The sequence below is a fragment of the Streptomyces sp. NPDC002156 genome, assembly GCF_053593675.1.
Genome location: NZ_JBSFDA010000008.1, coordinates 105,102 through 121,480, shown reverse-complemented (window position 1 = coordinate 121,480; position 16,379 = coordinate 105,102). Strand labels below are relative to the sequence as shown.

General features: G+C 69.5%; 10 protein-coding genes and 4 pseudogenes. 8 read left to right on the top strand and 6 right to left on the bottom strand.

Annotation, left to right across the window (positions count from 1 at the left end; all coding sequences use genetic code 11):
- Window positions 1-171: 171 nt before the first annotated feature.
- Window positions 172-666, bottom strand: coding sequence for a lamin tail domain-containing protein (locus ACWCRB_RS06475; RefSeq protein ID WP_450994955.1), 495 nt, complete (start codon window positions 664-666; stop codon window positions 172-174).
- A gap of 506 nt (window positions 667-1,172) precedes the next feature.
- On the opposite strand from ACWCRB_RS06475, the gene ACWCRB_RS06470 reads away from it, so the two are divergent.
- The 3 genes from ACWCRB_RS06470 (at window position 1,173) to ACWCRB_RS06460 (ending at window position 4,599) form a co-directional block, all read left to right on the top strand.
- Window positions 1,173-2,750, top strand: coding sequence for a hypothetical protein (locus tag ACWCRB_RS06470; RefSeq protein WP_450994954.1), 1,578 nt, complete (start codon window positions 1,173-1,175; stop codon window positions 2,748-2,750).
- Between the two features lie 116 nt (window positions 2,751-2,866).
- Window positions 2,867-3,607, top strand: a complete 741-nt coding sequence (locus ACWCRB_RS06465) for a hypothetical protein (RefSeq protein WP_450994953.1) — start codon at window positions 2,867-2,869, stop codon at window positions 3,605-3,607.
- Window positions 3,608-3,894: 287 nt separating this feature from the next.
- On the top strand, window positions 3,895-4,599 hold the full coding sequence (locus ACWCRB_RS06460) for a hypothetical protein (protein WP_450994952.1): 705 nt from the start codon (window positions 3,895-3,897) through the stop codon (window positions 4,597-4,599).
- Window positions 4,600-4,672: 73 nt separating this feature from the next.
- On the opposite strand, the gene ACWCRB_RS06455 is transcribed toward ACWCRB_RS06460, so the two are convergent.
- From ACWCRB_RS06455 to ACWCRB_RS06445, 3 genes are all read right to left on the bottom strand, one after another.
- Window positions 4,673-5,248, bottom strand: a complete 576-nt coding sequence (locus tag ACWCRB_RS06455) for a hypothetical protein (RefSeq protein WP_450994951.1) — start codon at window positions 5,246-5,248, stop codon at window positions 4,673-4,675.
- A gap of 414 nt (window positions 5,249-5,662) precedes the next feature.
- Window positions 5,663-9,466, bottom strand: coding sequence for an nSTAND1 domain-containing NTPase (locus ACWCRB_RS06450; protein ID WP_450994950.1), 3,804 nt, complete (start codon window positions 9,464-9,466; stop codon window positions 5,663-5,665).
- Between the two features lie 179 nt (window positions 9,467-9,645).
- Window positions 9,646-10,059 carry a hypothetical protein gene (locus ACWCRB_RS06445; RefSeq protein ID WP_450994949.1) on the bottom strand — a complete coding sequence of 138 codons (414 nt, stop codon included), beginning with the start codon at window positions 10,057-10,059 and terminating at the stop codon, window positions 9,646-9,648.
- A gap of 149 nt (window positions 10,060-10,208) precedes the next feature.
- On the opposite strand from ACWCRB_RS06445, the pseudogene ACWCRB_RS06440 reads away from it, so the two are divergent.
- The 3 genes and pseudogenes from ACWCRB_RS06440 to ACWCRB_RS06430 form a co-directional block, all read left to right on the top strand.
- Window positions 10,209-10,901, top strand: a pseudogene (locus tag ACWCRB_RS06440) (IS5 family transposase); the annotation flags it as partial.
- 535 nt (window positions 10,902-11,436) lie between these two features.
- Complete coding sequence (locus ACWCRB_RS06435; RefSeq protein WP_450994948.1) at window positions 11,437-13,227, top strand: reverse transcriptase domain-containing protein; 1,791 nt, start codon at window positions 11,437-11,439, stop codon at window positions 13,225-13,227.
- A 107-nt stretch (window positions 13,228-13,334) separates the two neighbouring features.
- A pseudogene (locus ACWCRB_RS06430) lies at window positions 13,335-13,460 on the top strand (IS5/IS1182 family transposase); the annotation flags it as partial.
- Here ACWCRB_RS06430 and ACWCRB_RS06425 read toward each other — a convergent pair.
- Both ACWCRB_RS06425 and ACWCRB_RS06420 read right to left on the bottom strand, forming a co-directional pair.
- Window positions 13,450-14,076 carry a hypothetical protein gene (locus ACWCRB_RS06425; protein ID WP_450994947.1) on the bottom strand — a complete coding sequence of 209 codons (627 nt, stop codon included), beginning with the start codon at window positions 14,074-14,076 and terminating at the stop codon, window positions 13,450-13,452. The pseudogene ACWCRB_RS06430 and the gene ACWCRB_RS06425 sit on opposite strands and share 11 nt — an antisense overlap.
- An 888-nt stretch (window positions 14,077-14,964) precedes the next feature.
- Window positions 14,965-15,123, bottom strand: a pseudogene (locus tag ACWCRB_RS06420) (SAM-dependent methyltransferase); the annotation flags it as partial.
- Between the two features lie 38 nt (window positions 15,124-15,161).
- On the opposite strand from ACWCRB_RS06420, the pseudogene ACWCRB_RS06415 reads away from it, so the two are divergent.
- Both ACWCRB_RS06415 and ACWCRB_RS06410 read left to right on the top strand, forming a co-directional pair.
- Window positions 15,162-15,284 (top strand): annotated as a pseudogene (locus tag ACWCRB_RS06415) (IS5/IS1182 family transposase); the annotation flags it as partial.
- Window positions 15,285-15,380: 96 nt separating this feature from the next.
- Entirely contained in the window at window positions 15,381-16,379 is a 999-nt protein-coding gene (locus ACWCRB_RS06410) for an RNA polymerase subunit sigma-70 (protein WP_450994946.1), read from the top strand.

Genomic DNA, 16,379 nt, shown 5'->3' with positions numbered 1-16,379 from the left:
TCGGCGCCCCCCCCTCGGGGTTGTTACATGGCGGGGCCCCCCCGTCCCCCCCCCCTGGCGCCCCCCCCCCCCGGGGGGGCGCGCCCGGGGGGGGGGGCGCGCCCCCCCCCGCCGTTTCACGTGCGGGGGCGGGTGGCATGATCAGCCGACTGCTCCCGGCGGGTGGTGGTGTCAGTGGCGGGCGTCGCCGTGGCGGTGATCGCGGTCGCGGCCCCAGGACTCGTCGTCGATGAAGCGGCCATGGTCGTTGCTCAGGGTGGCGGTGTCACGGTCGTTGTTCCACACGTAGTTGCGGCGGTCCTGGTACAGGTCGGTGCCACTGTCGCGGCCCTCACCGGTGTGGATACGGACCATGGCACGGCCGGCCAGACGGTAGTGGTCGAACGTGTACGTGTGGCCGGAGGCGTCCTCAAGGGTCCAGCCGTCAAAGTTGACCGTGTGACGGGTTGTGTTGGTGAGGTCCACCCGCTCCTTGTTCAGCGACCGGTTCGAGCGGTCGTCACGTCCCGGGGAGTCGTACTGGACCGCCGAGATCTCCACCTTCGGATGCTGCGGACGGGCAGATCCGGCAGCGGACGCCGGCAGCACCGGCACCGAGACCAGAGCACCGGCCGCGAGCGCGGCAGCGGCCAGACGACGGGCGGTGACAGAAACAGAAGCAGACAAGAAGTCCCCCCGAAGATGCAGGCACCCTGCCCCCGCCAGCGGCCTTCCGGCCGCCGTGGGAGACGGTGCGGTATGCGGGTGGCGGCCGGACCAGCCGCACGCCCACGCCCTGTCCACCCCGCGAAGGACTCGGGTAGAAAACATGGACTGTGTTACCAGTTGCCCATATTCCTGTGACTCTCGCCTGCCTCAGCCATGTACGCCGCTGACGCCCCATGTTGACGACCCTGCACGACCCCGCACCCGTGCCTGAGTTGCCCCCGCCCCCGCAGCCGCCGTACCGCACCACCCTGGCCGCCTGTGGGCCGTCACCCGAAAGTGAGCAACAGCCCTCGCCCTTCACGGCAGCAAGTAAGTCCACGACAGCAGTGCCGCAACGATGGTCCGCGGCATCGTCACGACCGGACTCCGACACCGGCAGGGCAGCAGTGAGCGGTTAGGGTCATGGGTCCCCCTGTCCTGTGGCAGGGGGCCTATTCCGTGGTCTTTCCTTGGGGGTTCGAGGCGTGCCGACACCTGACGAGATCTGGCAGGACGCCGACCTGCCCACCCGGCGGCTCGCCGGGCTGGCGCTGAATCCCGCCGCTCCGCCGGAGGTCCTGCTGCACCTGCTGGCCCAGGCCCCGCTCGCCGTACGGATGGTGCTGTGCCGGGACCGGGCCCTGCCAGCGGCGGTCGTCGACGCCGTGATCGCGCACCCCGACCATCGCACCCGCAGCTTCTTCGCCCGCAACCCCCATGTCGATCCGGCCCAGCGGGCACGGCTCCTGGAGGATCCACACTGGTTCGTCCGCGCCCACCTCGCCCAGGGACCCGGGCTGGACTACGACGGGCCGCCCCTGCCCGACGAAGCTATCGTGTACATGCTCAACAGCTACGAGCAGGAACACCTCGGCGGTTCCTTCTTCCGGCAGTTCTCGCCCGGGCTGCGCCGGTCCATGCACACGCATCCGGATCCGAAGGTCCGCGCCTGGGGCGTCGGCATGGAGTGGACGTGGCTGCCCGCCGAGACACAGGCCGCGCTACTGACGGACCCCGACGACGAGGTCCGGTCGAGAGCCCAGCGGCATCTGCGCGGCGAGGACCCGGTATGGGTCGAAAGCGTCCTGCCCGACAGACCGTGTCACGGCCGCACCGACGCCCTGATGCACCGGGCACTCAGCAGGGCGGTCGTGGACGGGGTCCTCACCGCGCCGGCCGGCCCGCAGGACCGGTCGATGATCGCCGGGAACCCGACCCTGCCGCCCGACGTGGTGAGGCTCCTGGCCGCCGATCCGGACCCGGAGATCCGTGCGGAGATCGCCGGCCGCACCGACCTCGGGCCCGCCGAGCGCCGCACCCTCGCCGCCGACCCCGTGCCGGAGGTGCGCAGGGCGGTCGCTCGTCACCCGGACCTCGGCCCTGCCCAGCGGCAGGCCCTCGCCACGGATCCCGATCCGGGCGTACGGCTGGCGGTTTCCGTGCACCCCGCGTGGAGCGAGGAGGAGCGGGCCGCAATCGACTACGCGGTCCCCCTGGACGGGCTCATCCTGTTCCGTCCCGAGCCGCTGACGCCCCCGGACCCCGAGGCCGTCCGCCGGGACGCACTGTCCGTTCACCCGATGCTGCGCAGAAACGCCGCGCGGGTGCACACCCTGCCGGCCGACCTGGTGGCGCGGCTGGCCGTCGACGACGACCTGGACGTGCGCGTCCTGCTGGCCCAGAACCACCCCGCCGCCCCGCCGGCCCTGCTCCTGCGCAGCTTCCTCGAGTACACCGGCCATCAGCGCGACCGCCTCCTCACCCGCCCGCACTTTCCCACCGACGGACTGGCCGTCCACGCCGACGACGAGGATCCCGCCGTCCGGGCGCTGGCCGCCCGCGACCCCAAGGTCCCGAAGGCCGCCGTGGAGCAGCTCACCCAGGACCCCGACCCCGCCGTCCGGGCCGCGTTCGCACGCCACCCGAACCTTCCGCCGTCCCGGCTCGACCAGCTCCTCGACGACGAGGAGCTGGTCCACCACGCGGCCGCCAACCCGGCGTTGCCCGCACCGGCGATCCACGCTCTGGTGAACACCTGCGCCGCGTCAGCCGACAACGAGTAGCACTTCCAGCGCCGTCGCGGTCTCCCGGTGGCAGGCGGATAGGTGACCGCTGCCCAGGAAGGTCGGCTGTGAGAATAGGCGCGACACCCGGGCCCGGCGCATTCGACAATCATCCCGTGACCGATGAGAAGCATTGCCTCACCCTTCACGTTGTCGTTCCTGATCCCACCCAGAGGGATGCGAACGTGGAGGTCCGGGCCCTGGTTGATGGCAGGGACATCTTGGCTGACGCATTCACGGAGGGTCCGGGTGAAGATCCCAAGTACCTCTTGGTGCCCGGCGGCCCTCTCACTGCCGAATCGCTACCGCACGAAGTGCGGCTCGCCGAGGCATCGTGCACCGAAGGCTGCTGCGGCGCTCTCTACGTGACCATCCAGCGCGACGGCGACTACGTGCTCTGGGACGCCTGGCGCAATCCCGACGAGGACGAGGTCGACCTGCCTGCCTTCCGCTTCGAGGTTCAGGAGTACCAAAGAGAAGTCGAGCGGGCGACCGCGGACCACAGCTGGGAATGGCCGGCGCGGACCGTTGCACGGCTCCTGGAACAGGACCTCCGAGAACGCACCGACTGGCTCGCACGGTGGGAATGCGAACTCGGCGCCGTGTCCGCCCTGCCCTGGGAACCGGACCAGGTCAACGTCTTCCTCTTCCATCCAGGCCGCGCTGCCATCAGGGAAGACCGGCCATGGCTGCAGTTCCAGATGATCCTCGCCGTCTCCACTGACGACCCGGCAGACCAAGCCGAACGGCTCGCCGAGCAACTCATCGCAGCTGACCCACGCCAGACCGCCGAGGTCTGCGGTGGCTCACCAGAGTTCGCCAGGCAACTCGGATACTCCTGGCCACAGCGTCACTGAACCCCAACGCAGGTTCACAGTACGGACCGTCCACCGAACGGGACGACTACCGAGACAACCTCCGACCGCTCCCCGGACCACCGGACCCCGGGCCTTCGAGGCCCGGGGTCTCATGCTGTCGGCGCAGTCGTCAGAATCGCTTCGGCCGCCGTCATACCTACCCCACGTCAACCTGGCCGACCGGCGTCTCCCGCCACAGCAACAACGTCCCTTCCCCGGGCAACGGCCTGGGCCTTGACGTCTGCACCGCTGCACAGCGGCGGCTGCGAGCGCTGCTGGCCCTGGGCATGTTCAACCACGGCCCCACCAGCCTGTGGCCACGCCACGTCAGCCTCGCCGACATCACCCGCTGCACCCTGGTCGTCTGGCCTCGCCACGACGACCTGGTGATCACCGCCCGGGCCCCCTACAACGTGGCCTGCTGGCTGATCGGACGCGACAGGCTCCCGCAGATCGGGCTGCCCGGACTGCGGGTGGAGAGCTCCTACGACGAGGGATGGCACCTGCGTCACCTGCCCACCGGCGCCACCATGACCGTGACCCGTGACCCCGACGGCCGCCTGCAAGGCCCACCCGATCCGGACAGCAACTACTCCCGCCTCTGGACAAGTGACATCCCAGTCAGCGACGAGGAACACACCACGCTCAACGCACTCCCCCACCTCACCGCCGACACCGAGACCCTGCTCGCCGCGCTCACCGCACGGCTATGCACCCACGCCCCGGACGGCAGCTGGGACATCGGCACATGGTTCAACGACCTCACCGACCGACCCGACCGCGGACACGCCCACCACCGCCGCCTGTCCGTCGAAGGCGACCAGAGCACCCTCCACTGGGACTCCGACCCCCACCCCGAAGACCTCCACACCGCCCTCACCGACCCCGTCATCGGCCTCGCCGACTCCATCGGCCACCCCACCCGCGACGGATGGCTCCTGCACTACAGACGCGCCAGTCTCACGGCCCATCCAATGGCGTACAAGTCCTGACAACGCGATGGAGTGCCAGTCAGAACACCACCGCATCCACCCGCACCATGAACGAGCGTGCGGTCTTCGGCGATCACGAAGGGCAGCAACTGCGTTCCAGGGCCGCCAGCGGTGAGGTGCGCAGGATGCGCACCTGGCCGAGGTCGCCGCCCAGCGGGCCGAGGAAGCCGCCATTGGGTTCGGGTAGCAATTCGACCGCCAGCGCGCTGAGCCCGGCCTCCACCGGTAGACCGGCCCGCGCGAGGGCCGCCGTGACCTCGGCACCCGGCCACCACCCCTCCCCTTCGACGGGCAGCGACACGTCTGTCGTCCGGCGCACCCGGAGCCGGCGGAGGTCGATCTGCGCATTGCGCTTCGTGACCGCATCCGCCTGAACGACCCGGGCGTACAGCACGACCCAGATCTCCGTGTTGGGCGGACGCGGCTGCACCCGCCTGAGGTGGAGGTACGGGAGGGCGTACGGTGCCCGTATCCGGATCGCGCCGTCGGGTTCGGCGATGACGGAGCAGACCAGTTCCGGGGCCGGGTGTTGGACGCCCTCCAGGAGGAGGGGCTCGCCGTAGCGGCCCTGCGCGGTCGACCACAGCGGATCGTCGACCGGCCCGCGGTCGTGGCCGACCCGGATCTCGTACGTGTAGAACGAGAACAACTCCGGTGAGCCGGGTCGGTGTCGGGCGGCAGCGGCACCAGGAAGTGCCGGTCGCTGCTCGCACTCGGTTCCAGGCGTTGCATGACGGACAGTCCGGCCAGGTCCTGCACCTGCCGCGGGGTGATCACCCGGACCGGCTCGGGGTCGAGCGCCACGCCGGCGAGTACTGCGGGGGCGGCCGGGGGTTCCGTGCCGGGGAGCAGCATGGGGTCGGGGGTGCTCGTCAGCGCCTTGGCGAAGTACGCGTCCCTCCGGTCGGCAGGCGGCTCCGCGAACTCCAGCCAGAGATGCTTGGTACGCGATCCGGTGACGGCGTACTCGTCGTCGTGGGTGTAGGGGTCAGTGCGATGCCGGCGGCGACCACCTTGGGGGATCGCCGACGGGCCCGGGGACGGTGCGGACATCAACGCAGACTCACCGCTGCCGCTCTCCCGGACAGGGGTCGGCGTACGGGACGCCCGGCAGATGCCGGCGCCACACCGTCTCCGTGAGCGTGTTCGCGGTGTCGTGACAGATCCTGCGGGCTGCGGCGTCCACGTCCATGCTCCACAGCCGTACGGTCCCGTCCGCCAGCGCGGCGGCGAGGGTGCGGCCGTCGGGGCTGAACTCGGCGGCGTCGACGGTGCTGAACTGGGCGGCGTCGTAGACGGCGCCTGGACCGAGCAGTCGGCCGAGCGGGGCCGTGTGCGCGGGGTCGGTGACGTCCCACAGCCGGACGGTGCCGTCGTACCCGGCGCTCATCAAGGTGCGGCCGTCAGGGCTGAAGGAGACAGAGTTGACGAGGTTCAGGTGCCGGACGGACGTCGGGCCCGTGCGTCGGGGGCGGTCCGGATCGGTCACGTCCCAGATCTCGATGGCGCCGGAGTCCGTGGCGACGGCCACCGTCTGGCCGTCCGGAGCGGCGGCTACATCGGCGATGCCCGACGCGCGGGTGCGCAGGGGGACGCCCAGCGGTTTCGCTCGGCCCGGATCGGTGACATCCCACAGTTGTACGGTGCGATCGTCATGGCCGCTGACCAGCAGCCGGCCGTCGGCACTGAAGGCGATCGCCTCCGTGACGCCGTCATGCCCGGCTCGCAAATCGACGAGGGGCCGGGGCTTCTCCGGGACGGTCAAATCCCACAGCCGCAGCGGATAGTCGTAGTCGGCGGCATAGGCGCTGGTGACCAAGACGTCCCGCTTCGGGCTCCACACGACCGGACCGAAGGCCTGGTAGAGAGGGGTGCGGTTGAGCTTTCGCGGACGGTCGGGGCGGGACAGGTCCCACACATCGACGCCGTTCTTTCCAGCGCTTGTGGCAGCGATGCCGGGTCGGGCACCGAACAGCGTGGCCCCGACGCCATGGTCGAAGCCAGTGATCCGCGCGACGGATTCGGGGCGGGCCGACCGGGTGAGGTCCCAGAGCCGGACCGTACGGTCGGAGGACGTGGTGGCGAGAGTCTTCGCATCGGAACTGAACGAGACGTCGACAACGCTCCTGGTGTGCCCGGTCAGGATGTTGTCCGGCAGACTCCAGTACCGTAAGCCGTCCGTGCCGACGCTCATCAAGCCATGGCCGTCTGGGGCGAAGGCGAGCGACTGGGCCACGCCCTCGTGACCCGCGAGTGTCACGCCGAGACTGATGGCTCGCCCAGGGTCGGTGGCATTCCACAGCCGGATGAGACCGTCGAATCCCGCACTGGCGAACAGGCGCCCGTGGGGACTGAACACGACCGCCCAGGCGCTTCCAGCATGGGCGTCGGGCCACCAGCCGACGGCCTCCGGACGGCCGGGATCGGATGTGTCCCACAACCGGATCCGGCCGTCCCCGTAAGAGACCGCCAGCAGTCGGCCGTCGGCGCTGAACGACACGGATGCGGCGGTGACGCCACTGCCGGTGAGCTTCTTGCCGCGGAGCCGTGGCCCGGCAGGGTCGGAGACGTCCCACAGTCCGACGAGTCCACCGGTCTCCGCAACCGCGAGCACAGCGCCATCGGGACTGAAGGAGAGACCTGACACAGCCTGGCCGTTCGGCAGCCGGCCCAGGACAACGGGTCGAGCCGGGTCGGAGACGTCCCACAGCCGGACATCGCCCTGCCAGTCGGCGCTCACCAGCGTTCTCCCGGCCGGACTGAAGAGCAGTTCCTGCGCGCCTCTGCGATGCCCGGCCAGCGGCCCGCCCAGGGCCTTCGGCCGGTCGGGCCGGGTCACGTCCCACAACCGCACGGTGTCATCGGCCGACCCGCTGGCGAGCAGGTTGCCGCTGGCGCTGAAGGCAACGGTCAGAACGCTCTCCGTATGCCCCCGCATGGGCTCCCCGAGCTGAACCGCTCGGGTCGGACGCGACATGTCCCACAGTCGTACGGTGGCGTCATCACCTGCAGTGGCGGCGATCGGCTGGTCGGGGCTGAACGCGGCCCGGTGGACGCGGCCCGTGCCCCGCACCGGTGCCGCGAGTGGTGCTCCCGCGTCCGCCAGCAGCCTCGTGGTGACCGTCCGGTCGCCGGGCCGCATCCGATGGGCGACCAGATCCAGCTGCGCGGCCAGGGAGGTGTCGGCCGACCGCACCGCGTCCGCCTTGGCGAGCACCTGGTTGAAGACGGCCGTGTCCCGTTCGGCCCGTGCCGTACCCGTCTGCCGGAAGGCGATCACGGCGGCCCCCGAGGCGATCACCGCAAGCGCGGTCAGCGTGGCGACGGCGGCGCGGCGTAGTCGTCTGGCCCGGTGCCGGGAGCGGAGCGACGTGGCGAGGAAGTCGGTGGCCGCGGGAGCAAGGGGATCGCGGTCCGTGCGCCGGGACCAGGTGAGCGCCGCCTCCAGGCGGTGGCCGCGGTAGAGCATGCCGGTGTCGTGGCCGGACCGGTCCCAGTCGGCGGCGGCCTGTTCGAGTTCCTGGCGCAGCAGGTGGTCGGTGCGGCCGCTCTCGATCCAGGTGTGCAGCCGGGGCCAGGCGGCCAGCAGCGACTCGTGGGTGATCTCGACGTGGTCCTGGTGCCGGGTGAGCAGCCGGGCCCGGGTGAACCGTTCGATGACGGCGGCGACGGCTGGTTCGGGGCTGTCGACGGAGTCCAGGAGGTCGGTGTAGGAACGTCTGCGCCGGGTGTCCTCGGTGTGCTCGCCGTAGCGGACGAGCCGCAGGAAGACGGCGCGCGCCGCCCGCCGTCCGGTGTCGTGAAGGCTGGTGTAGATCTCCTCGGCCGTGGTGGTGACGGCTTCGTGGATACCGCCGGTCGCCCGGTAACCGGCCACGGTAAGGACGTGGCCGGAGCGCATCTGCCAGGTGGCGCGCAGGGCGTGGGCCAGCAGCGGAAGTCGCCCGGCCTCGTACCCCGCGCCGGGATCTCCGCTGTCGACCCCGAGGTCGCGCAACAGGAGTTCCACCAGGCCGGGTTCGACGTCCAGGTCCATCTCCTGGGCGGGGTGGAGGATGGCTTCCCGTAGTTCCGTCTCCGTCAGGGGACCGAGCAGCAACTGGCCGTGTTCCAGCGCCTCGCGCAGCCAGGGGTGGTTCGCGCACGGGGAGTAGAAGTCGGAGCGCAGGCCCAGGACCAGCAGGGCGTCGGGGCCCCGGCCTCTCTCCGGGTCAGCGTGGGCAAGGGCGGCCAGCATGTCCACGAAGCGATGGCGTTCGTCCTCGCTGGGGCACAGGGTGAAGAGCTCCTCCAACTGGTCGACCACCACCACGAGACGCCCGGTCCGGCCTCGCTGGTCCCAGCCGGCCTCCGCGAGCCGGGAGGCCAGCTCCCTGGTCGGCCATGCGGTGGGGGTGAGCAGGACGCGCGGCCAGTCGGCGGAGCCGGGGGCCGCGAGGGCGCCCCGGGCCAGGTGGGGCAGCAGTCCGGCGTTCAGCAGCGATGACTTGCCCGCGCCTGAGGGGGCGACGACGGCGACCGGACCGCCGGTGCGCAGCCGCGCGTCCAGCCGGACCAGGAGGGTCGCAGTCGCCGTGTCCCGGCCGAAAAACCACGCGGCCTGCTCGGTGCCGAATGCCTGCAGCCCCGGGTAGGGGCACTCGTCCGTCGCCGTGTCGGCGATGACCCGACGCGTGGAACGCACGCCGTGCGTGTAGTGGACGTGCAGGTCACGCTCGGCGGCGTACAGGTCCCGCGCCGCCTGGTACACCCGCCCGCTGCCGGTGGCCTGCGCCCGGAGCGTCGTCTGCGCGTCCCACGGGACATACGACGGACGTGCCGGCGCCGACCCGCCCGGGGCGTCAGGGCCCGCGGGTCGCCCGGGCACCCACCCGTCCGAGGGCACCGGTGCGGGGGCGTCCGGCTCCTCCGCTTCGGCCGACCGTTCTCCCGACGGCGCTCGGTCGCTTCCGCCCGCCGTTTCGGAACCCGACGCCTGCCCTCCCGGCGGCACGCGGTAGCGAATGCGCGGATCCTCGGGTCCGGGCTGCCGGTCCGGCGGTGTGTTCACCGTTCGGTGATGTACTGGTCACGCGCGGCCTGGTAGACCCGCCCGGAGCCGGACGCCGTGGCGTGCATCACCGTGCCGACCCGCGCCTGTTCATTCCCCGGCAGCAGCGGAGTCAGCTCGGCGTCCAGGACGCGACGCAACTCACCGGCGATCTCCGGGTGTTCACGCAGCATAAGGTGAACCCGGAACTGCCAGTCCGTCTCCAGCGCCGGGGCGATCCCGTCCGCCCCGGCCTCCAGGGCGGCCAGCAGCCGGTCCCGGGCGGTGGTGTAGTCCACGTCGATCTGCTCGGCCTGTTCCGGCCGCACCCGGCGCAACAGCGCCGTCAGCGCACTCCTGGCCTGCTGCCAGGCATCCGTGGCCATCGCCGAGACAAGAGCTGTGCCCACCGCCAACGCAAGCGGTTCCATACCGGCCCCCAGCGACTCCCGCCACTCCCCCGGTGGCGGCAACCGGCTTCCACGGTAGCCCCTGACGGGCCCCGCCGGGTCCCCAACAACACCATTGTTACTGCTACTTAGACCGTGTCCTACGTGGTGAGGCGAACGTTGCCCCCGGTATGGGGCGGGGTACGTGGAGTTGGATTGTTCCGGACGGGTTGTGGGAGATCGCGAAGCCGCTGATCCCGCCGTCGAGGGTGCGGCCGCAGGGCGGCGGAACGCAGGACACGCCTGATGAGACGCTGTTCGCGGCCATCGTCTACGTCCTGGTCAGCGGCTGCGCCTGGCGCCAACTGCCATCCTGCTTCGGCATATCAAAGTCGACGGCTCACCGCCGGTTCCTGATCTGGTCGAGAGCCGGCGTCTGGGGCCGCCTCCACGAGGCCGTGCTGCACCAGCTCGACGACGCCGGCCTCATCGACGTCACCCGCGTCGTCCTCGACTCCGCCCACGTCCGGGTCAAAAAAAGGGGCGAACATACAGGTCCGAGCCCCGTGGACCGGGGCAAGCCGGATTCCAAAATGCACATCCTGTCGGACGCGAACGGACTGCCCCTCCTCGTCGGCATCTCGGCCGACAACACCCACGACAGCGAAGGGCTCAAGCCCATGATCGAGGGTCACCAAACGAGACACGACCCTCACCGCGGCCGGTACTTCAAGCCCCAGCGCCTACACGCAGACAAAGCCTATGATCGTGCCGACCTGCGCAGATGGCTCCGATGGAAGCGAATCGGAGTACGCATCGCCCGGAAAGGCATCGAATCCAGCGAGCGATTAGGGCGTCGGAGGTGGGTCATCGAGCGCACGATGTGCGCCACGAGGCGCTCTGTTTGTATCCCCGGCTCAGCCGGGAGGAACTCGGAAGGAGGTTCCTGGGCCCGATGACTTACCTGGATCCGAAAGGTAAAGGGGACAAAAGCATGTCAGAAAACCAGTGACCGGGCTCAGTTGTCGGAGACGGTGCGCTGGGTGGCCCGCGCGATATGGCGAAGACTGGATTGTTTGAAGCCCAATCTCCAGAAGATGCAAGTTCCCATCCGCCGGAAGGACAGCTGAAACCGGTGCCGTGCTCTGCTCTGGCTTCGATTGTGTGGCCGGAGCAACTTCCGGAGCGCGGGGCGATGTCCAGCGAGGACATTCAAGGAGATGAGTGGGACGCCTGTGTCGCGCTAGTACGTACAGACAGGGACGAACGTGGGATCGCCTACGGGATGAGAATCCTATGGCGACGGAGGCCCCGTAGTAGTCGCCGGAGTCACGACCGGCCAGGGAGGACGGGAAAGCCGTCCACATCGGACGAAGGGGGCCAGGTGATTCAGACACTCGAAGCCGGGAGGTATGCGGAATGCAGAACGCCAAAACGGTGCTGGGTGTCCTGCGTGCACGCGGCAGGCGTGGCCTGCCGTGTGATGAGCTGTATCGGCAGCTGTTCAACCCGCAGTTGTATCTGCTGGCCTACGGTCGCATCTACGCCAATCATGGCGCGATGACGCCCGGGGTCACGTCGGAAACCGTGGACGGCATGTCGCAGCGGAAGATCAACCGGATCATTGAAGCGATGCGTCACGAGCGTTACCGCTTCCGCCCGGTCCGGCGTGTCCATATCCCGAAGAAGAACGGGAAGACGCGTCCGCTGGGGCTGCCCACCTGGTCGGACAAACTCGTCGGTGAAGTGGTCCGCCTGTTGCTTGAGGCGTATTACGAGCCGACGTTCTCCGACCGCTCCCATGGGTTCCGTCCCCGCCGTGGCTGCCACACCGCATTGCGGGAGGTGGACCACACCTGGACCGGGACGTCCTGGTTCATCGAAGGGGACATCGCCGACTGCTTCGGCAGCCTGGACCACCAGGTCCTGCTGTCGATCCTCGGCGAGAACATCCATGACCGGCGGTTTCTGCGGCTGGTGCGCAACATGCTGACAGCCGGATACCTGGAGGACTGGAGGTGGGGCGCCACACTCTCCGGAGCGCCGCAGGGCGGAGTGGCCTCCCCGATCCTGTCCAACATCTACCTGCACAAGCTGGATGAGTTCGTCGAGACAGTTCTGATTCCGGAGTACACCCGGGGAGACCGCCGGGCCAGAAACCCGGCCTACCTGGAGTTGCAGAATCTGCTGGCGAAAGCCCGCCGGCGCGGCGATCGGGTGCAGGCCCGTGTGTCGCGTCAGCGGATGGTCAGCCTGCCGAGCGCGGATCCCAACGATCCGGCATACCGCAGGCTGCGCTACATACGCTACGCGGACGATCACCTCCTCGGTTTCACCGGCCCGAAAGCCGAGGCCGAGCAGATCAAACAGCGCCTGGCCCAGTTCCTGCGTGATGAACTCAAGCTGGAACTGTCCCAGGAGAAGACACTGATCACTCACGCCCGCACCCGGGCAGCAAGGTTTCTCGGCTACGAGATCACGACCCAGCACAACGACACGAAGAAGACTGGCCGTTACCGTCGAGTCAACGGCCAGACAGCACTCCGTGTCCCACGGGACGTGATCAAAGCCAAGTGCGTCCCGTATCTCGCCCGCGGAAAACCCGCGAAGAAGACGGCCCTGATCAACAGCAGCGATCACGCGATCGTGGCGACCTTCGGGTCCGTCTACCGGGGCGTTGTCCAGTACTACCTGCTCGCCGGAGATGTCTTCCGGCTGCATCGGCTGCATCGGCTGCAATGGGTCATGGAGACATCCATGCTCAAGACACTCGCCGCCAAGCACCGCTCTTCAGTGACGAAGATGGCCGCCAAGCACAAGGCCAGAATCGAAACTCCCAATGGGCCCCGAGTATGCTTCGAGGCCCGTATCGAGCGGAAGAACAGGAAGCCACTGGTGGCACGGTTCGGTGGAATTCCGCTCCAACGGCAGCGAGCGGCAGAACTCGCCGATCGTGAGCCGGTCCGGGTGGACTATCCGCAGAAGGAACTCATCGCGAGGCTCCTGGCGGACACCTGCGAGATCTGCGGAAGCAAGGGCAACGTGCAAGTTCACCATGTCCGCGCTCTCGCCGACCTCGCGCATGCCGGATGGCAGCCCTCCGACTGGGCGCGCGTCATGTTGCATCGGCGTCGCAAAACCGTCGTGGCCTGCGACGCCTGCCATGACCGCATCCACTCAAAACGGCCTGCCAAAACAGACACGCAGTAGTCACTGGAGAGCCGGATGACCGGGAAACCGTCATGTCCGGTTCGGCGGGAGGCCGCGCGGAACAGGACCTGCCACGGCAGACACCTCGCCGCGCGGCCGACCCAACGTCATGGCTGTCCGGTTACCGCAGACTCAGTCCCCGCTAAGAGCGCCAGCCCCGCAACTACCTGGCATTTCTCGGACTTGCCGCCGCCCTCTGCTGCTACAAGCGCCTCGTCCGCCTCACCACGTAGGACACGGTCTAAGCAGCTCCCGGGTCCAGGGGGCGCCCGGGTAGGTGGCGGACAGGTGGGCGTTCATCCACTCCCGCAATGGCTCACGATCAGGCTGCCAGGCGGACACGGGGAAGATCACCGGTACCGGATCGCCGTCCGCACGCTGGGCGATCCGGTCCAGGGTGAAACGGAGGGCGAGGACGGTCTTGCCGCTGCCCGGGTCTCCCAGGACCACGAGCCGCCGCGACGGCACGGCATCCACAGCGGCCGAGATGCCATCGAGGCGATTGTCCAGATCCGCGGGCAGACGGTCGTCGCCGGGGTCGTCGGCGAGCCACGCCTCGGCCGACGACCACCGCACTTGGAGCGGATGCGGATCCTGCAGTCGCCGCAGCCGCCACTCCCGGTGCCACTGCTCGTCCACCGCCACCGCCAGCCGGCCCGCCAGCTGCTCCAGCCGCTCCGGCGACGAAGCGCCGTCGGCGGACACGCTGTCGGCGGGAGTTCCGCGCCACAGGTTCACGGCCAATCCGACGACGGACAACCCGAAGCCAAGCACCGCCGTCAGCGACGACGTGTTGCCGAGGTCCCCGTTGGCCAGTGCCACGGCCAGCACGGCGCCCGTGACGGCCACCGCTCCCAGCCAAATGCCATGTCTCCACCACCGCATCGCGCGGCCCCCGTCACACCCGGCTACCTGCACGGAGAATGATCCAACGATCACTCTCTGCGTGCGAGGCGGGCTCAACCGACAAGCCCCCGTCCGCTTCGCGCCACACGGTGAACCCGAAGACCCGCTGCCGTCACACGCACACCAGTTCAGGCGTACCCGCCCGCTCCCGCGAAGCTGCGCCCTCCTCCCGGCCCGCTGGGGCGTGGGTCGCTTCAGTCGCTGTCGTCGTACGGTTCGGCCACCCTCGACTCGTCGCTTGGAGCGGATCCGCCCGAAGCGACGACTGGGCCGCAGGCACCGTCCGCCGTACGACGGCTGACGGACGGCAGCAGTTGACGTCGGACCTCAGCGGACAGCCAGTCGAGGAACAGGGCGCGTTGGCCGACGTCGACAGCCCCCCAGCGTTCCAGGCGATCGCCTGGAACGCCGTGCCGACTGCGCCGACAGATGCTCTAGGCCGTGGGCCGTGCAACGGCCCGCCCGCCTCATCGGCCTCATCCACACGTTGCCGGATGACGTCCAACCACGGGGACGCTTCTGCGCCTTGGACCGCTTCGGCGATGTCCGCGTATCTGGTGTGGACGAGGGCGTGGTGGAGGTAGTGCATGGCAGTGCGGCCGCAACCGTTGGCGCGTGCCGCCTGAGCCTCATCGAGCCATGCCCGCGCTTCCTCTGCCCGGGGGTCCGCGGACTCGCGGAGCGCGGCGTGCAGCGGACGGATGTCCTCCAAGAGTTCGTCTCCGTCTACTACACCACCACCGACACCCCTCAACCCAACACCCCCGGCCGACGTCCAGCCCGAAACCAACTGACCAACGGGGCACCATTCCTGGGCGTGCCGGGTCCCTGGCGCCAGGCGCCGACGGTGGCGCCCAGCCGGCGGGCGGCGGAAATCAGCAGCAGACAGAGATTTTTGACCTCCGCAAAGTGCCGCGCGAAACGCCGGGCGTACTCCTCTCCGGCCTGTCCGCCGGCCAGTTCCGCCCAACGGTCGCGTTGCCCGGTCATGTTCAGCGTCCTTCCGGTCAGTCTTGTCCAGCAAGGGCGAGGCCACCCTCAAGGCCTGGAAAGTCCTGACCAAGTTGCGCTGCAGTCCCTCCCGGACGACCGCAATGGTGCAGGCCATCCTCGTTCTCCACCACGTCGAAAACCCGACCTGCCAAGGATGAGAAACGCTCAGCCATGCCGACCGACCTGGTGATGAGTTTTCGCGCCCACACCCGTCACACCTACGACGGGACACGACGAGGCGGAAGGATGACGTGATGAGTGCGGACACGCGGCTGGAGGAGCTGGGCGTGAGCGGGCTGGGCGAGGTCGACGAGCCGGCGTTCTCGGGGCTGGCGGAGCGGTACCGGCGGGAGCTGCACGTGCACTGCTACCGGATGCTCGGGTCGTTCGAGGATGCCGAGGACACCGTGCAGGAGACGTTCCTCCGTGCCTGGCGGCGGCGGGAGACCTTCGAGGGGCGGTCGACGTTCCGGGCCTGGCTGTACCGGATCGCCACCAACGCCTGCCTGGACCTGCTCGCCAAGTGCCGCCCGGAGCCTGCGACCGGCGGCGAGGTGCTGTGGCTGCAGCCCTACCCGGACCGGCTGCTCGACGAGCTGCCCGCGGGCGACGCGGACGAGCCGGAGACCGTCGCCGTCGCGCGGGAGACGATCGAGCTGGCGTATGTGGTCGCAGTCCAGCACCTCGCGCCGCGCCCGCGGGCCGTGCTGATCCTGCGGGACGTGCTCGGCTGGCCGGCGAAGGAGGTCGCGGAGCTCCTCGGGGACTCCGTCAACTCCGTGAACAGCGCGCTGCAGCGGGCCCGCGCCGGCATGCGGGAGCACCTGCCCGCCGAAAGGCAGGACTGGACCGGCGGCGAACAGGACGCCGCCACGCGCGAGTTGGTGCGCCGCTTCACCGAAGCCAGCGTCGCCACGGACGTCGACAGGATCGCGGCAATGCTGCGGAACGACGTGCGGTGCTCGATGCCGCCCACGCCGGGCCTGAACATCGGCCGCGACGCGGTGGTGAACGACTGGGTCGAGGACGGCTTCGAGGGCATGACGGGCCTGCGCGCCGTCCTCACCTCCGTGAACCGGCAGCCCGCCGTCGCCTTCTACCTCTGGCGGGATCGGGAGGGCGCGTACCTGCCGCTGGTGATCGACGTCCTGCGGATCACCGGCGGGGCGATCACCGAGATCGTCGTCTTCCACGACGACCAGTTCCCGCGGCTCGGGCTGCCGGAGCGCCTGCCGGCGGACGGCTCGGAGTAG